This is a genomic window from Vibrio sp. N418, from assembly GCF_000222565.1.
Taxonomy (GTDB): Bacteria; Pseudomonadota; Gammaproteobacteria; order Enterobacterales; family Vibrionaceae; genus Vibrio; species Vibrio scophthalmi.
Genome location: NZ_AFWD01000069.1, coordinates 101,670 through 119,005, shown reverse-complemented (window position 1 = coordinate 119,005; position 17,336 = coordinate 101,670). Strand labels below are relative to the sequence as shown.

The 17,336-nt window shown below is 46.7% G+C and carries 14 protein-coding genes; 5 read left to right on the top strand and 9 right to left on the bottom strand.

Going from position 1 to position 17,336, the window contains the following annotated elements:
• Positions 1-88 precede the first annotated feature (88 nt).
• On the top strand, positions 89-619 hold the full coding sequence (locus RH86_RS15190) for a 3'-5' exonuclease (RefSeq protein ID WP_005594785.1): 531 nt from the start codon (positions 89-91) through the stop codon (positions 617-619).
• A gap of 80 nt (positions 620-699) precedes the next feature.
• Here the strand turns inward: RH86_RS15190 and RH86_RS15185 are convergent, their stop codons facing one another.
• The 3 genes from RH86_RS15185 to RH86_RS15175 all read right to left on the bottom strand — a co-directional run bounded on the left by RH86_RS15185 (position 700) and on the right by RH86_RS15175 (position 3,649).
• Positions 700-1,152 carry a TerB family tellurite resistance protein gene (locus RH86_RS15185; protein WP_009386981.1) on the bottom strand — a complete coding sequence of 151 codons (453 nt, stop codon included), beginning with the start codon at positions 1,150-1,152 and terminating at the stop codon, positions 700-702.
• 149 nt (positions 1,153-1,301) lie between these two features.
• Positions 1,302-3,215 carry a peptide-methionine (S)-S-oxide reductase gene (locus RH86_RS15180; RefSeq protein ID WP_009386980.1) on the bottom strand — a complete coding sequence of 638 codons (1,914 nt, stop codon included), beginning with the start codon at positions 3,213-3,215 and terminating at the stop codon, positions 1,302-1,304.
• 44 nt (positions 3,216-3,259) lie between these two features.
• Positions 3,260-3,649 (bottom strand): hypothetical protein, encoded by a 390-nt coding sequence (locus RH86_RS15175; RefSeq protein ID WP_009386979.1) that lies wholly within the window; start codon positions 3,647-3,649, stop codon positions 3,260-3,262.
• Positions 3,650-3,746: 97 nt separating this feature from the next.
• Between RH86_RS15175 and RH86_RS15170 the strand changes: the two genes are divergently transcribed.
• The 4 genes from RH86_RS15170 to RH86_RS15155 all read left to right on the top strand — a co-directional run bounded on the left by RH86_RS15170 (position 3,747) and on the right by RH86_RS15155 (position 10,535).
• Positions 3,747-5,072: a MipA/OmpV family protein gene (locus RH86_RS15170; RefSeq protein WP_009386978.1), complete on the top strand. Its 1,326-nt coding sequence runs from the start codon at positions 3,747-3,749 to the stop codon at positions 5,070-5,072.
• A gap of 162 nt (positions 5,073-5,234) precedes the next feature.
• A complete protein-coding gene (hrpA, locus tag RH86_RS15165) occupies positions 5,235-9,164 on the top strand; it encodes an ATP-dependent RNA helicase HrpA (RefSeq protein WP_009386977.1) in 3,930 nt (1,309 codons plus the stop codon).
• Between the two features lie 178 nt (positions 9,165-9,342).
• Positions 9,343-9,837: an outer membrane beta-barrel protein gene (locus RH86_RS15160; protein WP_009386976.1), complete on the top strand. Its 495-nt coding sequence runs from the start codon at positions 9,343-9,345 to the stop codon at positions 9,835-9,837.
• Between the two features lie 161 nt (positions 9,838-9,998).
• Positions 9,999-10,535 (top strand): RDD family protein, encoded by a 537-nt coding sequence (locus tag RH86_RS15155; RefSeq protein ID WP_009386975.1) that lies wholly within the window; start codon positions 9,999-10,001, stop codon positions 10,533-10,535.
• A 64-nt stretch (positions 10,536-10,599) separates the two neighbouring features.
• Here the strand turns inward: RH86_RS15155 and RH86_RS15150 are convergent, their stop codons facing one another.
• The 6 genes from RH86_RS15150 to RH86_RS15125 all read right to left on the bottom strand — a co-directional run bounded on the left by RH86_RS15150 (position 10,600) and on the right by RH86_RS15125 (position 17,336).
• Positions 10,600-11,862 (bottom strand): dicarboxylate/amino acid:cation symporter, encoded by a 1,263-nt coding sequence (locus tag RH86_RS15150; protein WP_009386974.1) that lies wholly within the window; start codon positions 11,860-11,862, stop codon positions 10,600-10,602.
• Positions 11,863-12,286: 424 nt separating this feature from the next.
• Complete coding sequence (gene trpA, locus RH86_RS15145) at positions 12,287-13,093, bottom strand: tryptophan synthase subunit alpha (protein ID WP_009386973.1); 807 nt, start codon at positions 13,091-13,093, stop codon at positions 12,287-12,289.
• Positions 13,093-14,283 (bottom strand): tryptophan synthase subunit beta, encoded by a 1,191-nt coding sequence (gene trpB / locus RH86_RS15140; RefSeq protein ID WP_009386972.1) that lies wholly within the window; start codon positions 14,281-14,283, stop codon positions 13,093-13,095. The genes trpA and trpB overlap by 1 nt, the downstream gene beginning before the upstream one ends.
• 11 nt (positions 14,284-14,294) lie before the next feature.
• Entirely contained in the window at positions 14,295-15,722 is a 1,428-nt protein-coding gene (gene trpCF / locus RH86_RS15135; protein WP_009386971.1) for a bifunctional indole-3-glycerol-phosphate synthase TrpC/phosphoribosylanthranilate isomerase TrpF, read from the bottom strand.
• Between the two features lie 13 nt (positions 15,723-15,735).
• Complete coding sequence (gene trpD, locus RH86_RS15130) at positions 15,736-16,734, bottom strand: anthranilate phosphoribosyltransferase (protein WP_009386970.1); 999 nt, start codon at positions 16,732-16,734, stop codon at positions 15,736-15,738.
• 11 nt (positions 16,735-16,745) lie between these two features.
• On the bottom strand, positions 16,746-17,336 hold the full coding sequence (locus RH86_RS15125) for an aminodeoxychorismate/anthranilate synthase component II (protein ID WP_005596516.1): 591 nt from the start codon (positions 17,334-17,336) through the stop codon (positions 16,746-16,748).

The following is a 17,336-nucleotide window of genomic DNA, read 5'->3' as shown; positions in this document are numbered from 1 at the left end:
ACAGCACTTGAGTTGTGATGGGTTACTTGGGTTAGCGTGAGCTTTACGGTAGAATTTCGCGCTTTAGTTATCTCTTGTTGGGCGAGTCATGAATCATAATCGTATCGTTTGTTTTGACCTAGAAATGTGCTGCTGGAATATCGATGGCGTCGGCACGACTGGCGAAATTATCGAGATCGGCTTGGCAGAGATTGATTTGGTTAAAGGCGAGATCGTCAAGCGTGCTCAGTATTACGTTAAGCCCGAGCACGATGAAGTTTCCTTATTTTGTGCAGAGTTAACGGGCATCACGCCACGTAAAGTGGAAAAACAAGGACGACCATTAGCGGAAGTGATCAAATCGATGATCAAGAATTTTGGCGGCAACAACAAAATTTACGCTGCATGGGGACGTGATGATTTGGTGTTAGCAAAAGAGTGCGCGGACAAAGGCATTGAAATGCCGTTTAAAGAGTATGTGAACCTCGCCACTATTTACCGCATTCAAAATCGTTTAAAAGAAAAACGTATTGGCCACAAGGCCGCGCAAGAAGCGAAAGGCATTGAGTGGGAGGGCCGTCAGCATTCTGGTTATGTTGATGCCTACAACTTGGCGAAACTGGCGCTAACCATGCTGTAATCAATGTTCATACTGGTTGAAAGCGAGCTTATAAGCTCGCTTTTTTGTAATCTGATGTCGTGCTAGGCCGATTCACCATGCTATTTGTTCTGATCGGTCACCGAGATTTTTGCGCGAATGAAATCACGATGGTCAACATAGAGTAGCTCGGCTGATTTACGAATCACCGCATCTTCTTGTGGGTCGATTTCCCCATCGGCATGGGCCACTTCCCACATGGCTTTGATCAAGTTATAGCGTGTCTCTTGGCTTAACTCTCGCAATTGGGTGGTGAACTCATACAAAGAGGCGGCGTCTTTTACTTTGGCTTCTGCACGGCTTAGCAAGATTTGAGCTTGCGTTGCATCGAGCCCCAGCAGACGGGCAATCAGTTGTTGCTTTGCTTCTACTTCACTTTGCTCTATTTGGTGATCAGCACCCGCCACTTCGCACAATAAGCAGGCAATGGCCAAGTTTGGGTCGGCTTTATTTTGGTTGCTAAGGTCATGACCTTCTAAGAGTTGTTTAAATAGTTTACTGATTGAATTGAGCATCTTCATTGCCTTGCTTGGTTCTGTTGTGACTGATTTTAGAGCGTTTCGAGTTCTTTTGTACCTATCGCACTTTTGCAGCGTTTTGGTTTTTCTTTATCGCTCTCGTTTGATCGTACTCTCTTTTTATAGATAGTGGCTTTCCATTCAGATCACAAGCTTTCTTGGTCGGTTGGTGGAAAACGAACCGTTTTACCTTCAGCGGTTAAAATCGCAATTTCACTGGGTTTGCCGTGGCTATCGAGCTTTAATTCACCCACTGCGCTGGCATTGACCAAGCGGCGAGAGCCTTTGATATCAGGGTCGCGCTTAAACACTTTCAACCGTTTACGCTTGGTAAAAAAGTTTAATGGCGAGCGTGGCGAATAAAGCGCTCGGTCAAAGCGGTCACAAATCGCTAATAACGGCTCTGGGAATTGGTTTTTAAACCCGCTACAGGTGATTTGGTAGATGTTTGGGCTCGACTTTCTGAATCTTAGTTTGATGTCGTAGGCGAATGAATAGTGCACATCTCCCGACAAAATAACGAAATTAGTTGGTGTCTTAGTGTGAGTAAAAATACTCAGCAAGGTATTGGCACTGCCGGGGTGAGCCATCCAGTTTTCTGCATCGATTAAAAGCGGCTGGCCCAATAAGGTCATGCTTTTTTGTAATGCTTCGATGAATTTCACGCCGAACATTGGCGCTGCCGAAATCACGATCACCTTGTCTTGATGCATGAGTTGCTGCTGAAACTCGATCAGAGCTTCCCAATCCATTAGTCCGGATGGTTTGTTCATGCGTGATTCTGAGCGCCAGCGGCGGGTACGTGTATCCAACACCACGACTTTTGGTGAGCTATGAATGGTGTAGTGCCACTGTTCAAAGCTATACAGGTATTGAATTAGGTCATCTTGCGCTTGTGCTTGTTCACTAGCACTGAATCGCTGCGCTAAGGTAAGCAACTCTGTTGGAAAGCTATCGGGTTCATTTCCCCAACCCTGACATAACCAGTAGCTGATCAAACCATTCCCGATGATACGTTTGGCAAACACATTATCGTAGGCCGCTTTTTCCCAACCAACGGTGAGGTTCCAATCATCGGTAACATCGTGATCATCGAAAATCATGTAAGTGGGAATGTGGGCAATTAAGCGCCGTATGTGGCTTAAACCTGCAACAAATTGTTCAATATGTTTTTTTTCTTGGTGCCATTGTTTGATGTCCACTGCCGCCAATCGGTTTCCTGCGTGTTGAAAATCCTGTTCTGCTAACCGATTAAGATTAACGTGCGACCAAAGCGTCGGTGACCAAACCAATAAATACATCGCGATGAATTCGCCAAAGCTAATCAGATGGTTTTCGCACTCACGTGAACTGAATATTGGGCTGTATTTGGCGTGTAGCCAACGGTTGAGCCAGTGGCTGTGGTCAAGATAACTTGGCAGAAGTCGGTCGCGTTGATAGTAGCAATTTGGGTGTTCAAACAGTGCTTGGCTGGTTTGGATTGGAGCATCGACGAAACGTTCTTGTTTGAGACCGAGTAGATCACAGACCTGATGAATCGCATCCAGCATTGGGCCTGCAACGTGATCAGCGTAGATCTGATCGCCACTCATCATCAATAGGTCGGGACGTTCTTCAAGCGCTTGGGTTGATACTTTTAAGTCCGCTTGAACTAAGGCATCTTTACTCGCGTTATGAGGATTACGGCACGAGCCATGGAGCAAATAATCGGCTTGGGTGCTGATGCGGAAAGTGGGCCTAATCTCATCCTCATAGAGTAAGTCAGGCATCAATTCAGCAAGGCTACCTTGTGAGGTCTTCAGGTCGTAGCTTAAGGCGACATTCGCCGGAAACGTCCCTTTGAATTGAGCACAAACGACATAGGCGTGTTCACCGACTTTCAATGACTGGCAGTCGCTAAGCGGGGCTTGATAAATGAGCGCGTTGTCAGCGTCAGCATAGAGCTGAAACTCACCGGAAACCGGTTGACTGGTTACATACCACAGCACCAATTCTGACGGTGTGGTTTTTCTCAAAATAGGGCCGGCTAGAATAAGCGGCAAAGATTGGGTGTCGCTCATAGGGTATTCGATGATATGGTCTCGTTTAGTTATTCGCTGACAGGCTATTCGCTGACTGATTCTTCAAATGCTTGTTGTTCATATTCAGCGCTTTCTAGAATTTCAATTACTTCGCCGCTGCTTTGTTCGTGGCCGATGAGAAATAGCGCCAAGAGCGCATCAGCTTTACTGCTGTTATCGGAATCTTCAGCAATAATTTGCTCAAACCGCTGACGAATCATGTCAATTTCATGATCGACGAAGCCGCGAGCTTCTTCACCTTGAATATCTTCGGGTGCATTGTCAAACTGTAAAAACAGCATATCGTCTACCGTTGAAGTAGCGACTAATTGCTCTGGTAACCATTCATCACCTGTGACGACATTTAAGTCGCAATCGGCGGGAAGGGCATTAAGTACATTCTTGAGTTCAGAAACTTTCACAATTTTTAGCATCGAGAGATCGTATCATTCTATTTTAACGGCGAATGTCAGTGAAACATAAGAGCAAAGTCGCTGATCTGGGTAAATTAATTTTCTTTTGGTTAAAAAAATGACAATTCACAACCGGCTACCAATTTTTATCGCAATAATCAGCTCCAGTTTCACCTCTCTGGTGCTGGCGAAACAAGCAGAACCGATCGCAGAACAAGATTGGGGGTTGGCGGCAATGTATCGTATTGCCAGTGTGCCATTTGCAACCGAAAGTGGCGATCAAACGGTAGGGACCTTTGTTCCCTTAATGTATTTCAGCAACGATTGGGTCTTTATTGACGGTCTTGAAGGGGGCGTTCACCTGACTCAATGGCAAGATGATAGCTTGCAGTTGAATGCGTTAACGCGGATGCGTTTTGTGGATATTCCCGCTTCTATTCAAAACGCTAACCAAGGCGATAGCGCCGATTTTGGTTTGCAACTACGCCAATCATTGAATGATGAATGGCATCTAGACTGGGAAGTCATGAGCGATGAAGACTTTCGCTTTCATACTAACCTTCGTGCCAGTGCCGAATATCAATGGGGCGACTGGAACCTCAAACCAAGTGCAACATTGCGTTATAAAGACGCCGATTTTAATAGTCAATACTATGCATTTAGTGAGTATACCGCGCAAAAAATCGGTGCGGGAGTGGATGTTAATATCGGCGTTGATGCTCGCTATCATGTTGCCTCAAATTTGTATTTACTCGGTTCGACTAGCATCACGCGTTTAGATCATAACGCTTATCATGCCCAAGCGGTGGAAGAGCGTTATCAGGGAGAAGTGTTTGTTGGGTTTGGCTTTTTTAATGACAGCAGTGCGCCTAAAAAAACACAGTTAACCAATTCACGTTATTTAAGAGTGGCGCATGGGTGGGCGACGCCGTCTAATATTGGCGATATCTTTGCCCTTAACCGCGAAAAAGACCCGTACAACAACCAATTGACTTCGTTATTTTATGGCCATCCATTAACCGATGAATTGTTTGGCTACCCAATCGATCTCTATTTTACCCCCGGAATCGTGCATCATTGGTCTTCCGGTGTGCAAAATGCCAGCACTGAATGGGTGGCGGCAATTAAAGCCTATGTGACGGTCGAGTGGCCAACGCGCTGGCGTTTTGGTGTGGCAGAAGGGCTGTCTTACATCGATAACATTAGTTATATCGAACAAAGTGAAATGGACCGAAAAGGCTATACGCCGAGTCATCTACTGAACTACTTGGATTTTTCCTTCGATGTCAATGTGGGTGACTTAGTCAATCAACCTTCATGGCAGCATGTTTGGTTTGGCTACTCCTTGCATCATCGTAGTGCCATTTTTGAAAAAGCCTCTCAGTTTGGCCGCATTAAGGGTGGAAGTAACTACAATACGGTTTATTTACAGTTCGATTTTTAGTCGGTGTTGCAGGCTAATTCCGACTATGTTTATTCAAGCAGAAGGCGAAAAGATTCGCCTTATTGATTTGTTTATTAGCCCAGTCCTCAACGGCAAGTTACTTAGGGCTATTCTGTGATACAATTCGCGCAGTTTTGATAAGTAAAAAGAATAGGACACGCTTTGACCTCGTCACAGCCGAAAAAATCTCAGCCTAGCGAGACCGCAGCGCATGCAAACAATGCCGCGTCTCTGCGTAAGGCCCTTGAACAATGTATGATTCGAGACCGCTTCCGTTTGAGTAAGCGTATTTCTGGTGCAAGCAAAATCAATAAAGAAGCGTCGCGTAATGCGGTGTTCGATGAAATTGCACTGGATATCGCCAAATCAATGATGGAAGTTGAGCAGCGCCATGCGCAGCGAATTACCATTGACTATCCTGAAATCCTGCCTGTTAGCCAAAAGAAAGATGACATTGCCAAAGCGATTGCTGAGCACCAAGTGGTGATCGTTGCTGGTGAAACTGGCTCAGGTAAAACCACTCAGCTACCAAAAATCTGTGCCGAGCTTGGTCGTGGGAAATTTGGTCTGATTGGTCACACTCAACCACGTCGATTGGCGGCACGTTCGGTCGCAAACCGTATTGCTGAAGAAATGCAGACCCAACTGGGTGAGTTTGTCGGCTACAAAGTTCGATTTAACGATCAAATTTCAGAGAATACTCAAATCAAGTTGATGACAGACGGTATTTTGCTGGCTGAAATTCAACACGACCGATTCCTTAATCAGTACGACACCATCATTATCGATGAAGCGCATGAGCGCAGCTTAAACATCGACTTTATTTTAGGCTACCTCAAAGAGTTGTTGCCGCGTCGTCCTGATCTCAAGATCATCATCACCTCTGCAACGATTGACCCTGAGCGTTTCTCAAAACACTTCAGCAATGCACCGATCATTGAAGTTTCTGGCCGCACCTATCCGGTTGACACTCGTTACCGCCCATTAAGTGGTTACGATGATGTCGATCGTGATCAGCTAGAAGGCATCTTTGAAGCGGTCGATGAGCTGTGTGACGAAGGCTTAGGCGACATCTTGATCTTTATGAACGGTGAACGTGAAATTCGCGACACCGCAGATGCACTGAGCAAACGTAACTTAAAGGGCACCGAAATCGTGCCGCTGTACGCTCGATTGTCTGCGAGTGAACAGAACCGTATCTTCCAGCCACATGCTGGTCGTCGAATTGTACTGGCGACCAACGTCGCGGAGACCTCGTTAACCGTTCCGGGTATTAAGTACGTCATCGATCCGGGTACTGCGCGCATTAGTCGTTATAGCTATCGTACCAAAGTTCAGCGCTTGCCGATTGAACCGGTTTCTCAAGCGAGTGCTAACCAGCGTAAAGGTCGTTGTGGTCGTGTTGAAGAAGGTATCTGTATTCGTTTGTATTCAGAAGAGGATTTTAACTCCCGTCCTGAATTTACTGATCCAGAAATCCTTCGCACTAACTTAGCCTCAGTTATCTTGCAGATGACTGCTCTGGGCCTCGGCGATATAGAAGCCTTCCCATTTGTCGAAGCGCCAGATAAACGTAACGTGCAAGATGGTGTACGCCTGCTTGAAGAGCTAGGTGCGCTGAATGGTGATGTTAAAGAGGCTAAAAAACGTCTTACCAATACGGGGCGTCAGCTTGCTCGTTTACCGATTGATCCACGTTTAGCGCGTATGGTGCTTGAAGCGCCAAAGTATGGTGCGCTAAAAGAAGTGATGATCGTTGCAGCAGCACTGTCGATTCAGGATCCGCGCGAACGTCCAAGTGATAAGAAACAATCTTCCGATGATAAGCATCGCCGCTTTTTCCATGAAGATTCTGACTTCCTGACGTTTGTGAACCTGTGGGATTATATTCAAAAGCAGCAGAAAGAGCTGTCAGGTAACCAATTCCGTAAGCAGTGTAAGCTTGATTATCTCAACTACTTACGCGTAAGAGAATGGCAGGATGTTTACTTCCAAATTCACCAATCAATGCGTGAAATGGAGTTTAAGCTTAATTCTGAACCGGCGAATTACCAAAGTGTCCACAGCGCGATTTTAGTTGGTCTTCTTTCGCATATTGGTATCAAAGACCAAGAGAAGAGTGACTATCAAGGTGCGCGTAATGCACGCTTCCACATTTTCCCAGCTTCTGGTTTATTTAAGAAACAGCCGAAGTGGATCATGTCGGCAGAGCTGGTGGAAACCTCGAAGCTTTGGGGACGCATCATTGCTAAGATCCAACCAGAGTGGATTGAGCCGCTAGCCGGACATTTGATTAAGCGCAGCTACAGCGAACCACATTGGTCGAAGAAGCGCGCTGCGGTCATGGCTCACGAAAAAGTGATGTTGTACGGGGTGCCAATCGTGCCAAAACGCTTGGTTAACTACGAGCGTATTGATGCCACTATTAGCCGCGAAATTTTCATTCGTAGCGCGCTGGTGGAAGGAGATTGGGAAACCAAGCACGCCTTCTTCAAACAAAACCGCAAATTACTGCAAGAAGTCGAAGAGCTCGAGCATAAATCACGTCGTCGTGACATCTTGGTCGATGACGACGAGCTGTTTGATTTCTACGATCAGCGTGTTGGCACCGAAGTGGTCTCTGGTCGTCATTTCGATACTTGGTGGAAAAAAGCGTCAAAACAAAACCCTGAACTGCTTAATTTTGAAAAAGAGATGCTGTTCAGAGGGGATGCGAGCCACGTAACCGATTTGGATTATCCGAACTTCTGGTATCAAAATGGCCTCAAGTTGAAGCTGAGCTACCAATTTGAACCGGGTGATGACAACGATGGTGTAACGGTGCACATTCCGTTGCCGATCTTAAACCAGATCGAGATGGCAGGCTTTGACTGGCAGATCCCAGGTCTGCGCCATGAATTGGTGATGAGCTTAATTAAGTCACTACCAAAAACATTGCGTAAGAACTTTGTGCCTGCGCCAAATTACGCTGACGCTTTCCTTGCTCGTGTGACTGCGATGGAAATGCCGCTGCTTGATGCGCTGGAAAAAGAGTTGCGTCGCATGACGGGCGTTGAGTTGTACCGCGAAGATTGGAAACTAGAACAAGTGCCAGAGCATCTGAAGGTGACTTTCCGTGCGGTCGACCATCGTAATCGCAAGCTAAAAGAGCACAAAGACCTGCATGAGCTAAAAGAAAGCCTCAAAGATAAAGTACAAGAAACCTTATCTAAAGTGGCAGACTCAGATATTGAGCAACAAGGTCTGCATACTTGGAGCTTCGGCGAATTGCCTAAAGTTTATCAACAAAAACGTGGCGGCTACGAAGTAAAAGCGTACCCAGCGATTGTTGATAACAAAGACAGTGTTGAGATCAAACTCTACGAAACCGAGCAAGAGCAAGTGGCAGCCATGCGCGCAGGTCAGCGTCGTCTTGTGCTTCTTAACGTACCGTCGCCGGTGAAATACTTGCACTCGAACTTGCCTAATAAATCTAAATTGGGTCTTTACTTTAACCCTTACGGTAAAGTAATGGACTTGATCGATGACTGTATTGCTTGTGGTATTGATAAGTTGATCGAAGAGCAGGGCGGCTTGGTTTGGGAATCAGCTCAGTTTGAAAAGATGAAAGAGCATATTCGTGCAGAGCTCGGTGATACGGTGGTTGATGTTGCTCAGCAGGTAGAAACCATTCTGACCACTGCGTTCAACATCAATAAGAAACTGAAAGGACGTATCGATTTTACCATGGCGTTTGCTTTGTCAGACATCAAGGCGCAAATCGAAGGTTTGATTTTCAAAGGCTTCGCGACCGAATGTGGCTGGAAGCGTCTGCCGGATATTTTACGCTACATGAGAGCGATTGAACGTCGCATGGAAAAACTGCCAATCGATCCAAATAAAGACCGATTACATATGCTAAAAATTGAATCAGTAGTGAGTGATTACAAAGAACTATTGAACAAGATCCCGAAAGGCATGGCGGTACCGGACAACGTTAAAGAAATCCGTTGGATGATAGAAGAGCTACGTGTTAGCTTGTTTGCTCAACAGTTGGGTACGCCGTATCCGGTTTCTGACAAGCGAGTGATCAACGCAATCAACGCTTGTTAACCGACAAAATAGCAAGATAAACCATTAAGCCCACTAGAGAATTTCGCTCTGGTGGGTCTTGTTTTACATACCGTTTGCAAAACGGTATGTAATTTGCATTGTTTTAGCCCAATGGCAGAACTGTCAGAGATCCGGCAGAGCATTGCCGAGCTCACAAAATTATAAGAGAAGGTTAATTATGAAAAAGACATTACTCGCTCTAGCACTTTTAGGTGCATCTGCGACCGCTTCAGCTGATTCATGGATCTACGGTGGCGCGAGCGCAGGCCAAGCGGATTTAGGTAATGAGTCTGCAACTTCATACAATGTTCACGTTGGCACCGGCATTCTACCCTTCATCGGTCTAGAAGCGGGCTACCAGAACTTTGGTGATTTCGGCACAACTCAATACGGTAACAAGCTTATTGGTGATCTTGAAGGTTCTGCGGTTTACTTTGCTGCGAAACCAAGCATCGATTTTGGTCCTCTACACGTTTACGCAAAAGCGGGCGTACACTCATACGAGTTGAAGGGCACTAACTTCAAAGAAGATGAGTACGACACAATGTATGGCATCGGCGCTGAATACTTCGTTATGGGTCCTATTTCTCTAGGCGCGAGCTACAATGTTTTCTCTATGAAAGAAGAAGACGTGAAGAACTTCTCTATCAACGCGACGTTCCACTTCTTGTAATCGACGCGTGGCTCGTTTATAAAACCAGCAATTCCCAAACCCAGCCAATGTGCTGGGTTTTTTTATCCGCCATTTTTGAAATCGATCTGAAAATCGGCGTGCGTACACAGAGGGTTTTATGACCAATGTTAGGCTGTGTTCTTTTATTTAGGAGATCGCCTATGAGATATGGAGGTTTTTGGCGTCGGTCAGCCGCGTCGCTAATTGATGGTTTAGTTTTGTTGCCTTTTACCGCACTGCTAATTTACGCGCAAGGCTTCTCGAAAGAGATGGGTATATGGCTCTCTCTTCCAGCCGCATTACTGTTTTCAAGCTATTACATCATCATGCATTGGCGTTATGGGGCAACCGTTGGTAAGCGCCTATTAAGCTTACGCGTTGTGGATGAATACTATGAGCGAGAAATCAATTTCCGTTCCGCGCTATTACGTGGCAGCTTTTATCTCGTTTTCGCAATGATCTTCAGTTACTGGGAAATTATCGGTTTTCAATCTATCCCTGCTGACCAATATGCCCATTTAGAATGGTATGTACGTGATGAAATCGTGCAGAGTCGGGCGCCAAGCTGGTCGTCTTATGTCATGATTGCGTCTTGTGTGTGGTTTGTGATTTCGTTCTTCACCTTGGTAATGACAGAGAAAAAGCGCACCTTACATGACTATTTGGGCAGCACTGTCGTGGTGAGAGTTTATAAGTAGAATGGCTTGTGAGCGGGAACAAAAAAGCCACTCAATTGAGTGGCTTGTAATATTTTAGCGTTGGTTAGGCTTGCTGTTTCTCAAGCTCAACTTGTTCTGCTACTTCATCTTCAATCAGCGCATCAACGATAACAGCACAAGCCGCATCGCCAGTGATGTTCAGTGCAGTACGAATCATGTCGAAAATACGGTCAAGTGCGAACAACAGTGGTAAACCTTCAATTGGAATACCAGCGGCAAGAAGAACGGCAACCACGAGGAATGATGGACCAGGTACACCAGCTTGACCGACAGCACCAAGCGTTGATGTAACGATGATCGCGATGTAAGCACCCATTCCAAGATCAATATTGAACAGCTGAGCAAAGAAGATAGCGACTAGGCCATAGTAGATTGCATTACCTGACATGTTGATAGTTGCGCCTAATGGCAATACGAAAGAAGCGGTAGAGTTACGTACTTTCAGCTCGTGCTCAACCGTATCCATGGTGACAGGCAGCGTCGCCATTGATGAAGCGGTTGAGAGTGCCACAGCCTGAGGCTTTTTCATCGCACTAATAAATTGCTTCGCTGACGTCTTAGTGAAGACGTGGATCATCGCTGGGTAAACCACAAAGCCGAAGATCAGGATTGCTGCGGTGTAAACAAGGAATAGCTTGAATACCACCATCAGTGCACCAAAACCAAAGGTACCTACAGCTTCAGCCATCAAGCCAAACACACCGATAGGGGCGATGATCATCACTTTGTTGATCATCCATACCATAGAATCAACGATGCAGTTTACGCCGTTAATAATTGGTGTGCGGCGCTCTTCAGACTGCTTTGACAGTGCAATACCAAAGAATAGGCAGAAAACCAAAATTTGGAGGATGTTTGCTTCGTTCAGTGATTGGAAAACGTTGGTTGGGATCATACCAGTGATGGTCGCCCAGAAAGTAGGTAGTTCACCTTTAGAAGCATACTCAGCAGAGAACATGCCTTCGACACCTGATAAGTCGATACCAATACCTGGTTGGAAGACTGCACCCATGACGAGAGCAAGTGCAACAGCCAGCGCAGATGTTAGCGCGAAAAATCCGAGCGTAACGGTGCCGACTTTACCTGCAGATTGGCTATTTCCTAGGCCTGCTGCACCTGAAATCAGCGCAACGGCAACTAATGGAATCACCAACATTTTGATTAGATTGATAAAAATAGCACCAAGTGGGGCGAACATCACCGCGCTTTGACCCATCATGGCACCAACGGCAGTACCAACGATCATTGCGATGACAACTTGGATACCAATGTTGCTTAGCAAACTCTTTTCTTTTAACACTTCCATAACCTCTGTGCTATTAAATTTGAAAATCCTAGTATTAACCACTGCGCATATTGCAACGAATGGATAATAATTCGAGTGAATTTGTACACGTAATTTTCACAATTGGCAATAAGCAACACGTGAAAAACGGCCGACAAAAGTCACGTTTTGCGGTTGAAGTGTGATTTTTGTTCAAAAGCAAACGTTTGCTTGTGAGCCTAATGCACGCAGAATGGCAGCGTGTGGATTAGAAACGACGATTTGTTGATAATTTAATGCCAGCTGGTTGCATTGCTGTGAGTGATGAGCTTGATTGATAATTGGACTGAATGGTTGCGTTACTGCTGTGAGGATAAAGAGAGATCGCAAACACACAAGGTGTCGATATGCGCAGCAAGGAAGTAGGGGCTATTAAAGCAATAACCCCTCATTTAGGCTGAAAAAGCTACTTTTGCGTGGCTGCTTTCATCGTTGTGACGAATTGGCCAAGTGACTGCAGCATGAGTGCTGGCTGGTCAATATTTGACTCAATGATTTTCACCACCGCAGAGCCAGAGATTGCCCCTGCGGCACCCGCATCAATCGCTTCTTTAACTTGTGCCGGTTCTGAGATACCAAAGCCAAGTAGCGCAGGAGGCGCATCAAATTGATTAAGGCGAGCCAGTAGATCGCCGACGGGCATATTCGCTTTGGTTTCCGCGCCCGTCACGCCAGCGCGAGAGAGTAGATAAGTATAACCACCGCCTAGCTGTGCAACGGCCTGTAATGTTTCGTCACTGGCGGTTGGTGGCGCGATAAAGATTGGGTGGATACCAAATTTTTCTGCCGCCGCAACAAACTCAGCGCTCTCATTGGTTGGGACATCAGCAATCAGTACCGAATCAACCCCTGCCTTGGCACAGCGTTGATAAAAGTCTTCAATGCCGCGCGAGAAGACAAGGTTGGCATACATCAGCAAACCAATTGGCAGTTCAGGATACTCTTGACGAATTTTACTGATCAACTCGAAGCAAATATCCGGTGTCGCACCAGAATCTAATGCACGAATATTGGCCCCTTGAATGGTTGGTCCATCCGCAAGAGGATCGGAGAAGGGCATGCCTAATTCGAGTGCATCAGCACCTGAATTAACCAGCGTTCGCATGATCTCTAGTGACTGCTCGGGGTTAGGATCGCAGATGGTGACAAATGGCACAAACGCGCCTTGTTTGACTTCGTCTAGGCGTTCAAACATCAGTTGATAACGGTCCATTAAAACACTCCTTTTTCTTCAAGAATGGCGTGGACGGTAAAGATGTCTTTGTCACCACGACCGGATAGGTTGACCACCAGTAGCTGTTCTTTTTCAGGGTTGTTGCGTGCCATATGCAGAGCGTGTGCAAGTGCATGAGAGGACTCAAGCGCAGGAATAATCCCTTCGCTACGAGCCAGTTCTTGGAACGCGTCTAATGCTTCGTCATCGGTAATGTTGTCGTATTCCGCGCGACCAATTGCGTTAAGGTGTGCGTGTTGTGGACCAACGGATGGGAAATCAAGGCCAGCAGAGACTGAGTAAGACTCTTCTACTTGGCCATTAGGATCTTGCATTAATGGCGCTTTCATACCAAAGAAGATACCCGTTTTGCCATGCTTCAACGGTGCGCCATGTTGGTCGGTGTCAATCCCTTTACCAGCAGGCTCAACCCCGATCAGGCGTACGTTCTCTTCCTCAATAAAATCAGCAAACATACCAATGGCATTGGAACCGCCACCCACACAGGCGATCACAGCATCAGGCAAACGGCCTTCGCGCGCCAAAATTTGATTCTTGGTTTCTTCGCCAATCATACGTTGGAATTCACGTACGATGGTTGGGAATGGGTGAGGGCCTGCTGCCGTACCTAAAAGGTAGTGCGCGGTTTCGTAGCTGCCAGACCAATCACGCAAAGCTTCGTTACAGGCATCTTTTAATGTTGCTGAGCCAGAATGAACTGGGATCACTTCCGCGCCCATCAGCTTCATGCGGAAAACGTTCGGGCTTTGACGCTCAACATCTTTTGCCCCCATATAAACGCGGCATTTTAAGCCCAACAGTGCACACGCCAGTGCAGTTGCAACACCATGTTGACCTGCGCCAGTTTCTGCAATGATTTCGTTTTTGCCCATGCGTTTTGCCAGCAAAGCCTGACCGAGCACTTGGTTAGTTTTGTGCGCGCCACCATGCAACAAATCTTCACGTTTAAGGTATAACTTAGTTTTGGTGCCCTTAGTGAGGTTACGCGTCAAGGTCAGTGCTGTTGGGCGACCAGCGTATTCTTGTAATAGGGTCATGAATTCACTGCGAAATTCAGGGTCTTCTTGTGCATCAATAAACGCTTGCTCTAACTGCTCAAGCGCAGGCACTAATATTTGCGGAACGTATTGACCGCCGTACTCGCCAAAATAGGCATCTAACTTTGCCATTGCTCTCTTCCTTAATATTGTCGAATTGCAGCAAACGCTTGTTGCAACTTCACTAAATCTTTCTTACCCGGTGCGCTTTCCACACCTGAGTTAAGGTCTAATCCTAAGCAGCCAAGTTGACTTGCTTGTTGTGCGTTATCGGCGCTAATACCACCGGCCAACATCACTTGTTCAGTGTTGCCAATCAGCGACCAATCAAATACTTGCCCTGTTCCACCACTTTGGTTGCCAACCTTGGTATCGAGAAGGTGACGGTCGACATGGCGACTCAGGCGAATGGCGGTTTGATCACTCACGCCATAGGCTTTCCAGATTTCGATCTCTGCGGGCAATTGAATGCGTAAGGCATCAACGTACTCTTGTGACTCGTTACCGTGTAACTGGATGGCAGTTAGGTGTAGCTGGTCAGCAATCTCTGCAACAATCTCGGCGGGGTGGTTCTGAAATACACCAACATAGTTAAGTGGTGCGCCACTCATCACTAAGCGAGCGTGTTCTGGCGTCACGTAGCGTTTAGAGGCCTCAACGAAAATCAAACCGCCATACACTGCACCGGATTGATAGGCTTTGGCGGCATCATCACAATGAGTCAGCCCGCATACTTTATTCTGCCCCAGTGTTACCTTGCGCACGGCCAGTTCGATGTTACTTTCCGCCATCAAAGAGCTACCAATCAAAAAGCCATCGGCATAGGTACTTAAATCACGTACTTGCTGGTGGGTATAAATGCCGGATTCAGAAATAATCGTTGCGTCCGGCGCGAGTTTACGCAGGGTCGGAGCCAGCTGCTTGGTACGATTCAAATCGGTACTGAGATCGCGCAAATTACGGTTATTGATGCCAATCACTTTCGCGCCAAGATTGACCGCGCGATGCAGTTCTTCATCGTTACTGACCTCAGTCAACACGCCCATGTTAAGTGAGTGGGCAACCTCAGCAAGCTGTTGATACTCCTCGTCGTCAAGCACTGACAACATCAGCAGAATGGCATCAGCTTGGTAGTGTCGTGCCAAATAAACTTGATAAAGGTCAATCATGAAGTCTTTACACAATACCGGCTGGCGAACCTGACGGCTGACTTGTGGAAGAAAATCAAAGCTGCCTTGAAAGTACTTTTCATCGGTCAGTACAGAGATAGCATCAGCATGGTTGTTATACACTGAGGCGATGTAATCGAGATCAAAGTCGTCGCGAATCAACCCTTTTGATGGTGATGCTTTTTTGCATTCCAAGATAAAAGCGGTTTTGTTGCCACTGAGCGCTTGGTAGAAGTTTCGCTCAGAGGGCGTCAGTGACGATTGAAATTCTGCCAGTGGCTGCGTGGCTTTACGCGTGGCAACCCATTCGAATTTATCACGTACTATTTTCGCCAGTACTTCCGCCATCTGTGCCTCTTTACGTGAGACATGCTGCGATAAATTGTCGGATACTTGTGTCATGGTGATCCCTTAATTATCCACGCGCTGCCAGTTGTTCAACTAACTGATACGCTTTACCTGAATTCATGGCCTCAATGGCTTGTTGTGTATTGGCTTTTAAATCTTCATGACCGAACAAGCGCATGAGTAGAGCTACGTTTACCGCGACCGCGCCCAGCTGTGCTTCAGTGCCTTTGCCAGTCAAAATATTGGTGATGATGGCTTTGTTTTCTTGCGGATCGCCGCCTTTGATCGCCTCTAGTGGAAAGCGAGTAACACCAAAATCTTCCGGCGTTAAGGTGTATTCGTGGATTTGACCATCTTTGATTTCAGCAATAGTGGTTTCGCCATGAATCGCCACTTCATCTAAACCGCTGCCATGCACGACCGCAGCGCGTTTCATGCCCATTTTTAACATTGTTTCAGCAATAGGACGTACGAGCTCTTCGCTGTATACGCCCATTAATTCGATATTAGGTCGTGCTGGGTTAATCAGAGGACCGAGAATATTGAAAATGGTGCGGGTTTTCATGGTTTGGCGCACCGGCATCGCATGGCGAACACCACCGTGATATTGCGGCGCAAACAGAAAGGCGACGCCAAGTTCATCGACGGCGTCTCGCGTGTCTTGTGCGCTCATGGCGAGATTAATGCCGAATGAATCAAGCAAGTCTGAAGAGCCAGATTTACTCGATACGCTGCGGTTACCATGTTTGGCGATTTTTAAGCCACAAGCGGCAGCAACAAAGGCGGCGGTGGTCGAGATGTTGATGGTATCGTGCCCATCGCCACCAGTACCAACGATATCCGCAAAATCATAATCAGGGCGAGGGAAGGCGTTCGCATTCGCGAGTAAGGCTTTTGCGGCGCCGGCAATTTCGGCTGGCGTTTCGCCTTTGATCTTTAACGCGGTTAGCGCGGAGGCCATCAGTACAGGATCGAGTTCACCACGAATGATGATGTCGAAAAGCGCTTGGCTCTCTTGCTCGGTTAATGCTTGTTGCTCGTAAAGCTTATTAATAATCTGTTCCATGATTATATTCCTTATCCTTTGCTTCGCTCTAACGCCCATTCAATGGCATTGGCGAGTAATGTCGCCCCGTAGGTGGTCATAATGGACTCTGGGTGAAATTGAAAGCCACACACCTTGTCTTGTTCTTGAACCACTGACATCACTAGATCATCTACCTCTGCGGTCACCGTTAGCTCTGCTGAAACATGGCTAGCGACCAACGAGTGGTAGCGCGCGATGGCAAGTGGTGACGGTAGGTTGGCATAAATGGCGTGATTTTGATGCGCCATCATTGATACCTTGCCATGCACAATATCACCTGCGCCAGAGACTTTGCCGCCATAAGCTTCAACAATCGCTTGATGACCAAGACAAATGCCAATCATTGGCACTTTGCCTTTTAGGCGTAAGATTAGCTCGGGCATGCAGCCCGCTTGCGAGGGTTCACCAGGGCCCGGTGATAGTAGTACTACCGGGTTGTCTAATTGTTCGATAGCCTGTTCAATCGTGGCTGCAGCAATGTGGTTGCGATAGATGGTCACGTGGTGACCAAGCGTGCGAAACTGATCAACCAAGTTGTAGGTAAATGAATCGAAGTTATCGATAAAGACGATGTTTGCCAT

Coding starts and splice junctions, on each gene's coding strand:
- RH86_RS15125 (WP_005596516.1), bottom strand. CDS start 17,336: ATGGCAAACATCGTCTTTATCGATAACTTCGATTCATTTACCTACAAC.
- RH86_RS15160 (WP_009386976.1), top strand. CDS start 9,343: ATGAAAAAGACATTACTCGCTCTAGCACTTTTAGGTGCATCTGCGACC.
- trpCF (WP_009386971.1), bottom strand. CDS start 15,722: ATGACACAAGTATCCGACAATTTATCGCAGCATGTCTCACGTAAAGAG.
- RH86_RS15190 (WP_005594785.1), top strand. CDS start 89: ATGAATCATAATCGTATCGTTTGTTTTGACCTAGAAATGTGCTGCTGG.
- RH86_RS15155 (WP_009386975.1), top strand. CDS start 9,999: ATGAGATATGGAGGTTTTTGGCGTCGGTCAGCCGCGTCGCTAATTGAT.
- trpB (WP_009386972.1), bottom strand. CDS start 14,283: ATGGCAAAGTTAGATGCCTATTTTGGCGAGTACGGCGGTCAATACGTT.
- trpA (WP_009386973.1), bottom strand. CDS start 13,093: ATGGACCGTTATCAACTGATGTTTGAACGCCTAGACGAAGTCAAACAA.
- RH86_RS15170 (WP_009386978.1), top strand. CDS start 3,747: ATGACAATTCACAACCGGCTACCAATTTTTATCGCAATAATCAGCTCC.
- RH86_RS15185 (WP_009386981.1), bottom strand. CDS start 1,152: ATGCTCAATTCAATCAGTAAACTATTTAAACAACTCTTAGAAGGTCAT.
- RH86_RS15175 (WP_009386979.1), bottom strand. CDS start 3,649: ATGCTAAAAATTGTGAAAGTTTCTGAACTCAAGAATGTACTTAATGCC.
- RH86_RS15180 (WP_009386980.1), bottom strand. CDS start 3,215: ATGAGCGACACCCAATCTTTGCCGCTTATTCTAGCCGGCCCTATTTTG.
- trpD (WP_009386970.1), bottom strand. CDS start 16,734: ATGGAACAGATTATTAATAAGCTTTACGAGCAACAAGCATTAACCGAG.
- RH86_RS15150 (WP_009386974.1), bottom strand. CDS start 11,862: ATGGAAGTGTTAAAAGAAAAGAGTTTGCTAAGCAACATTGGTATCCAA.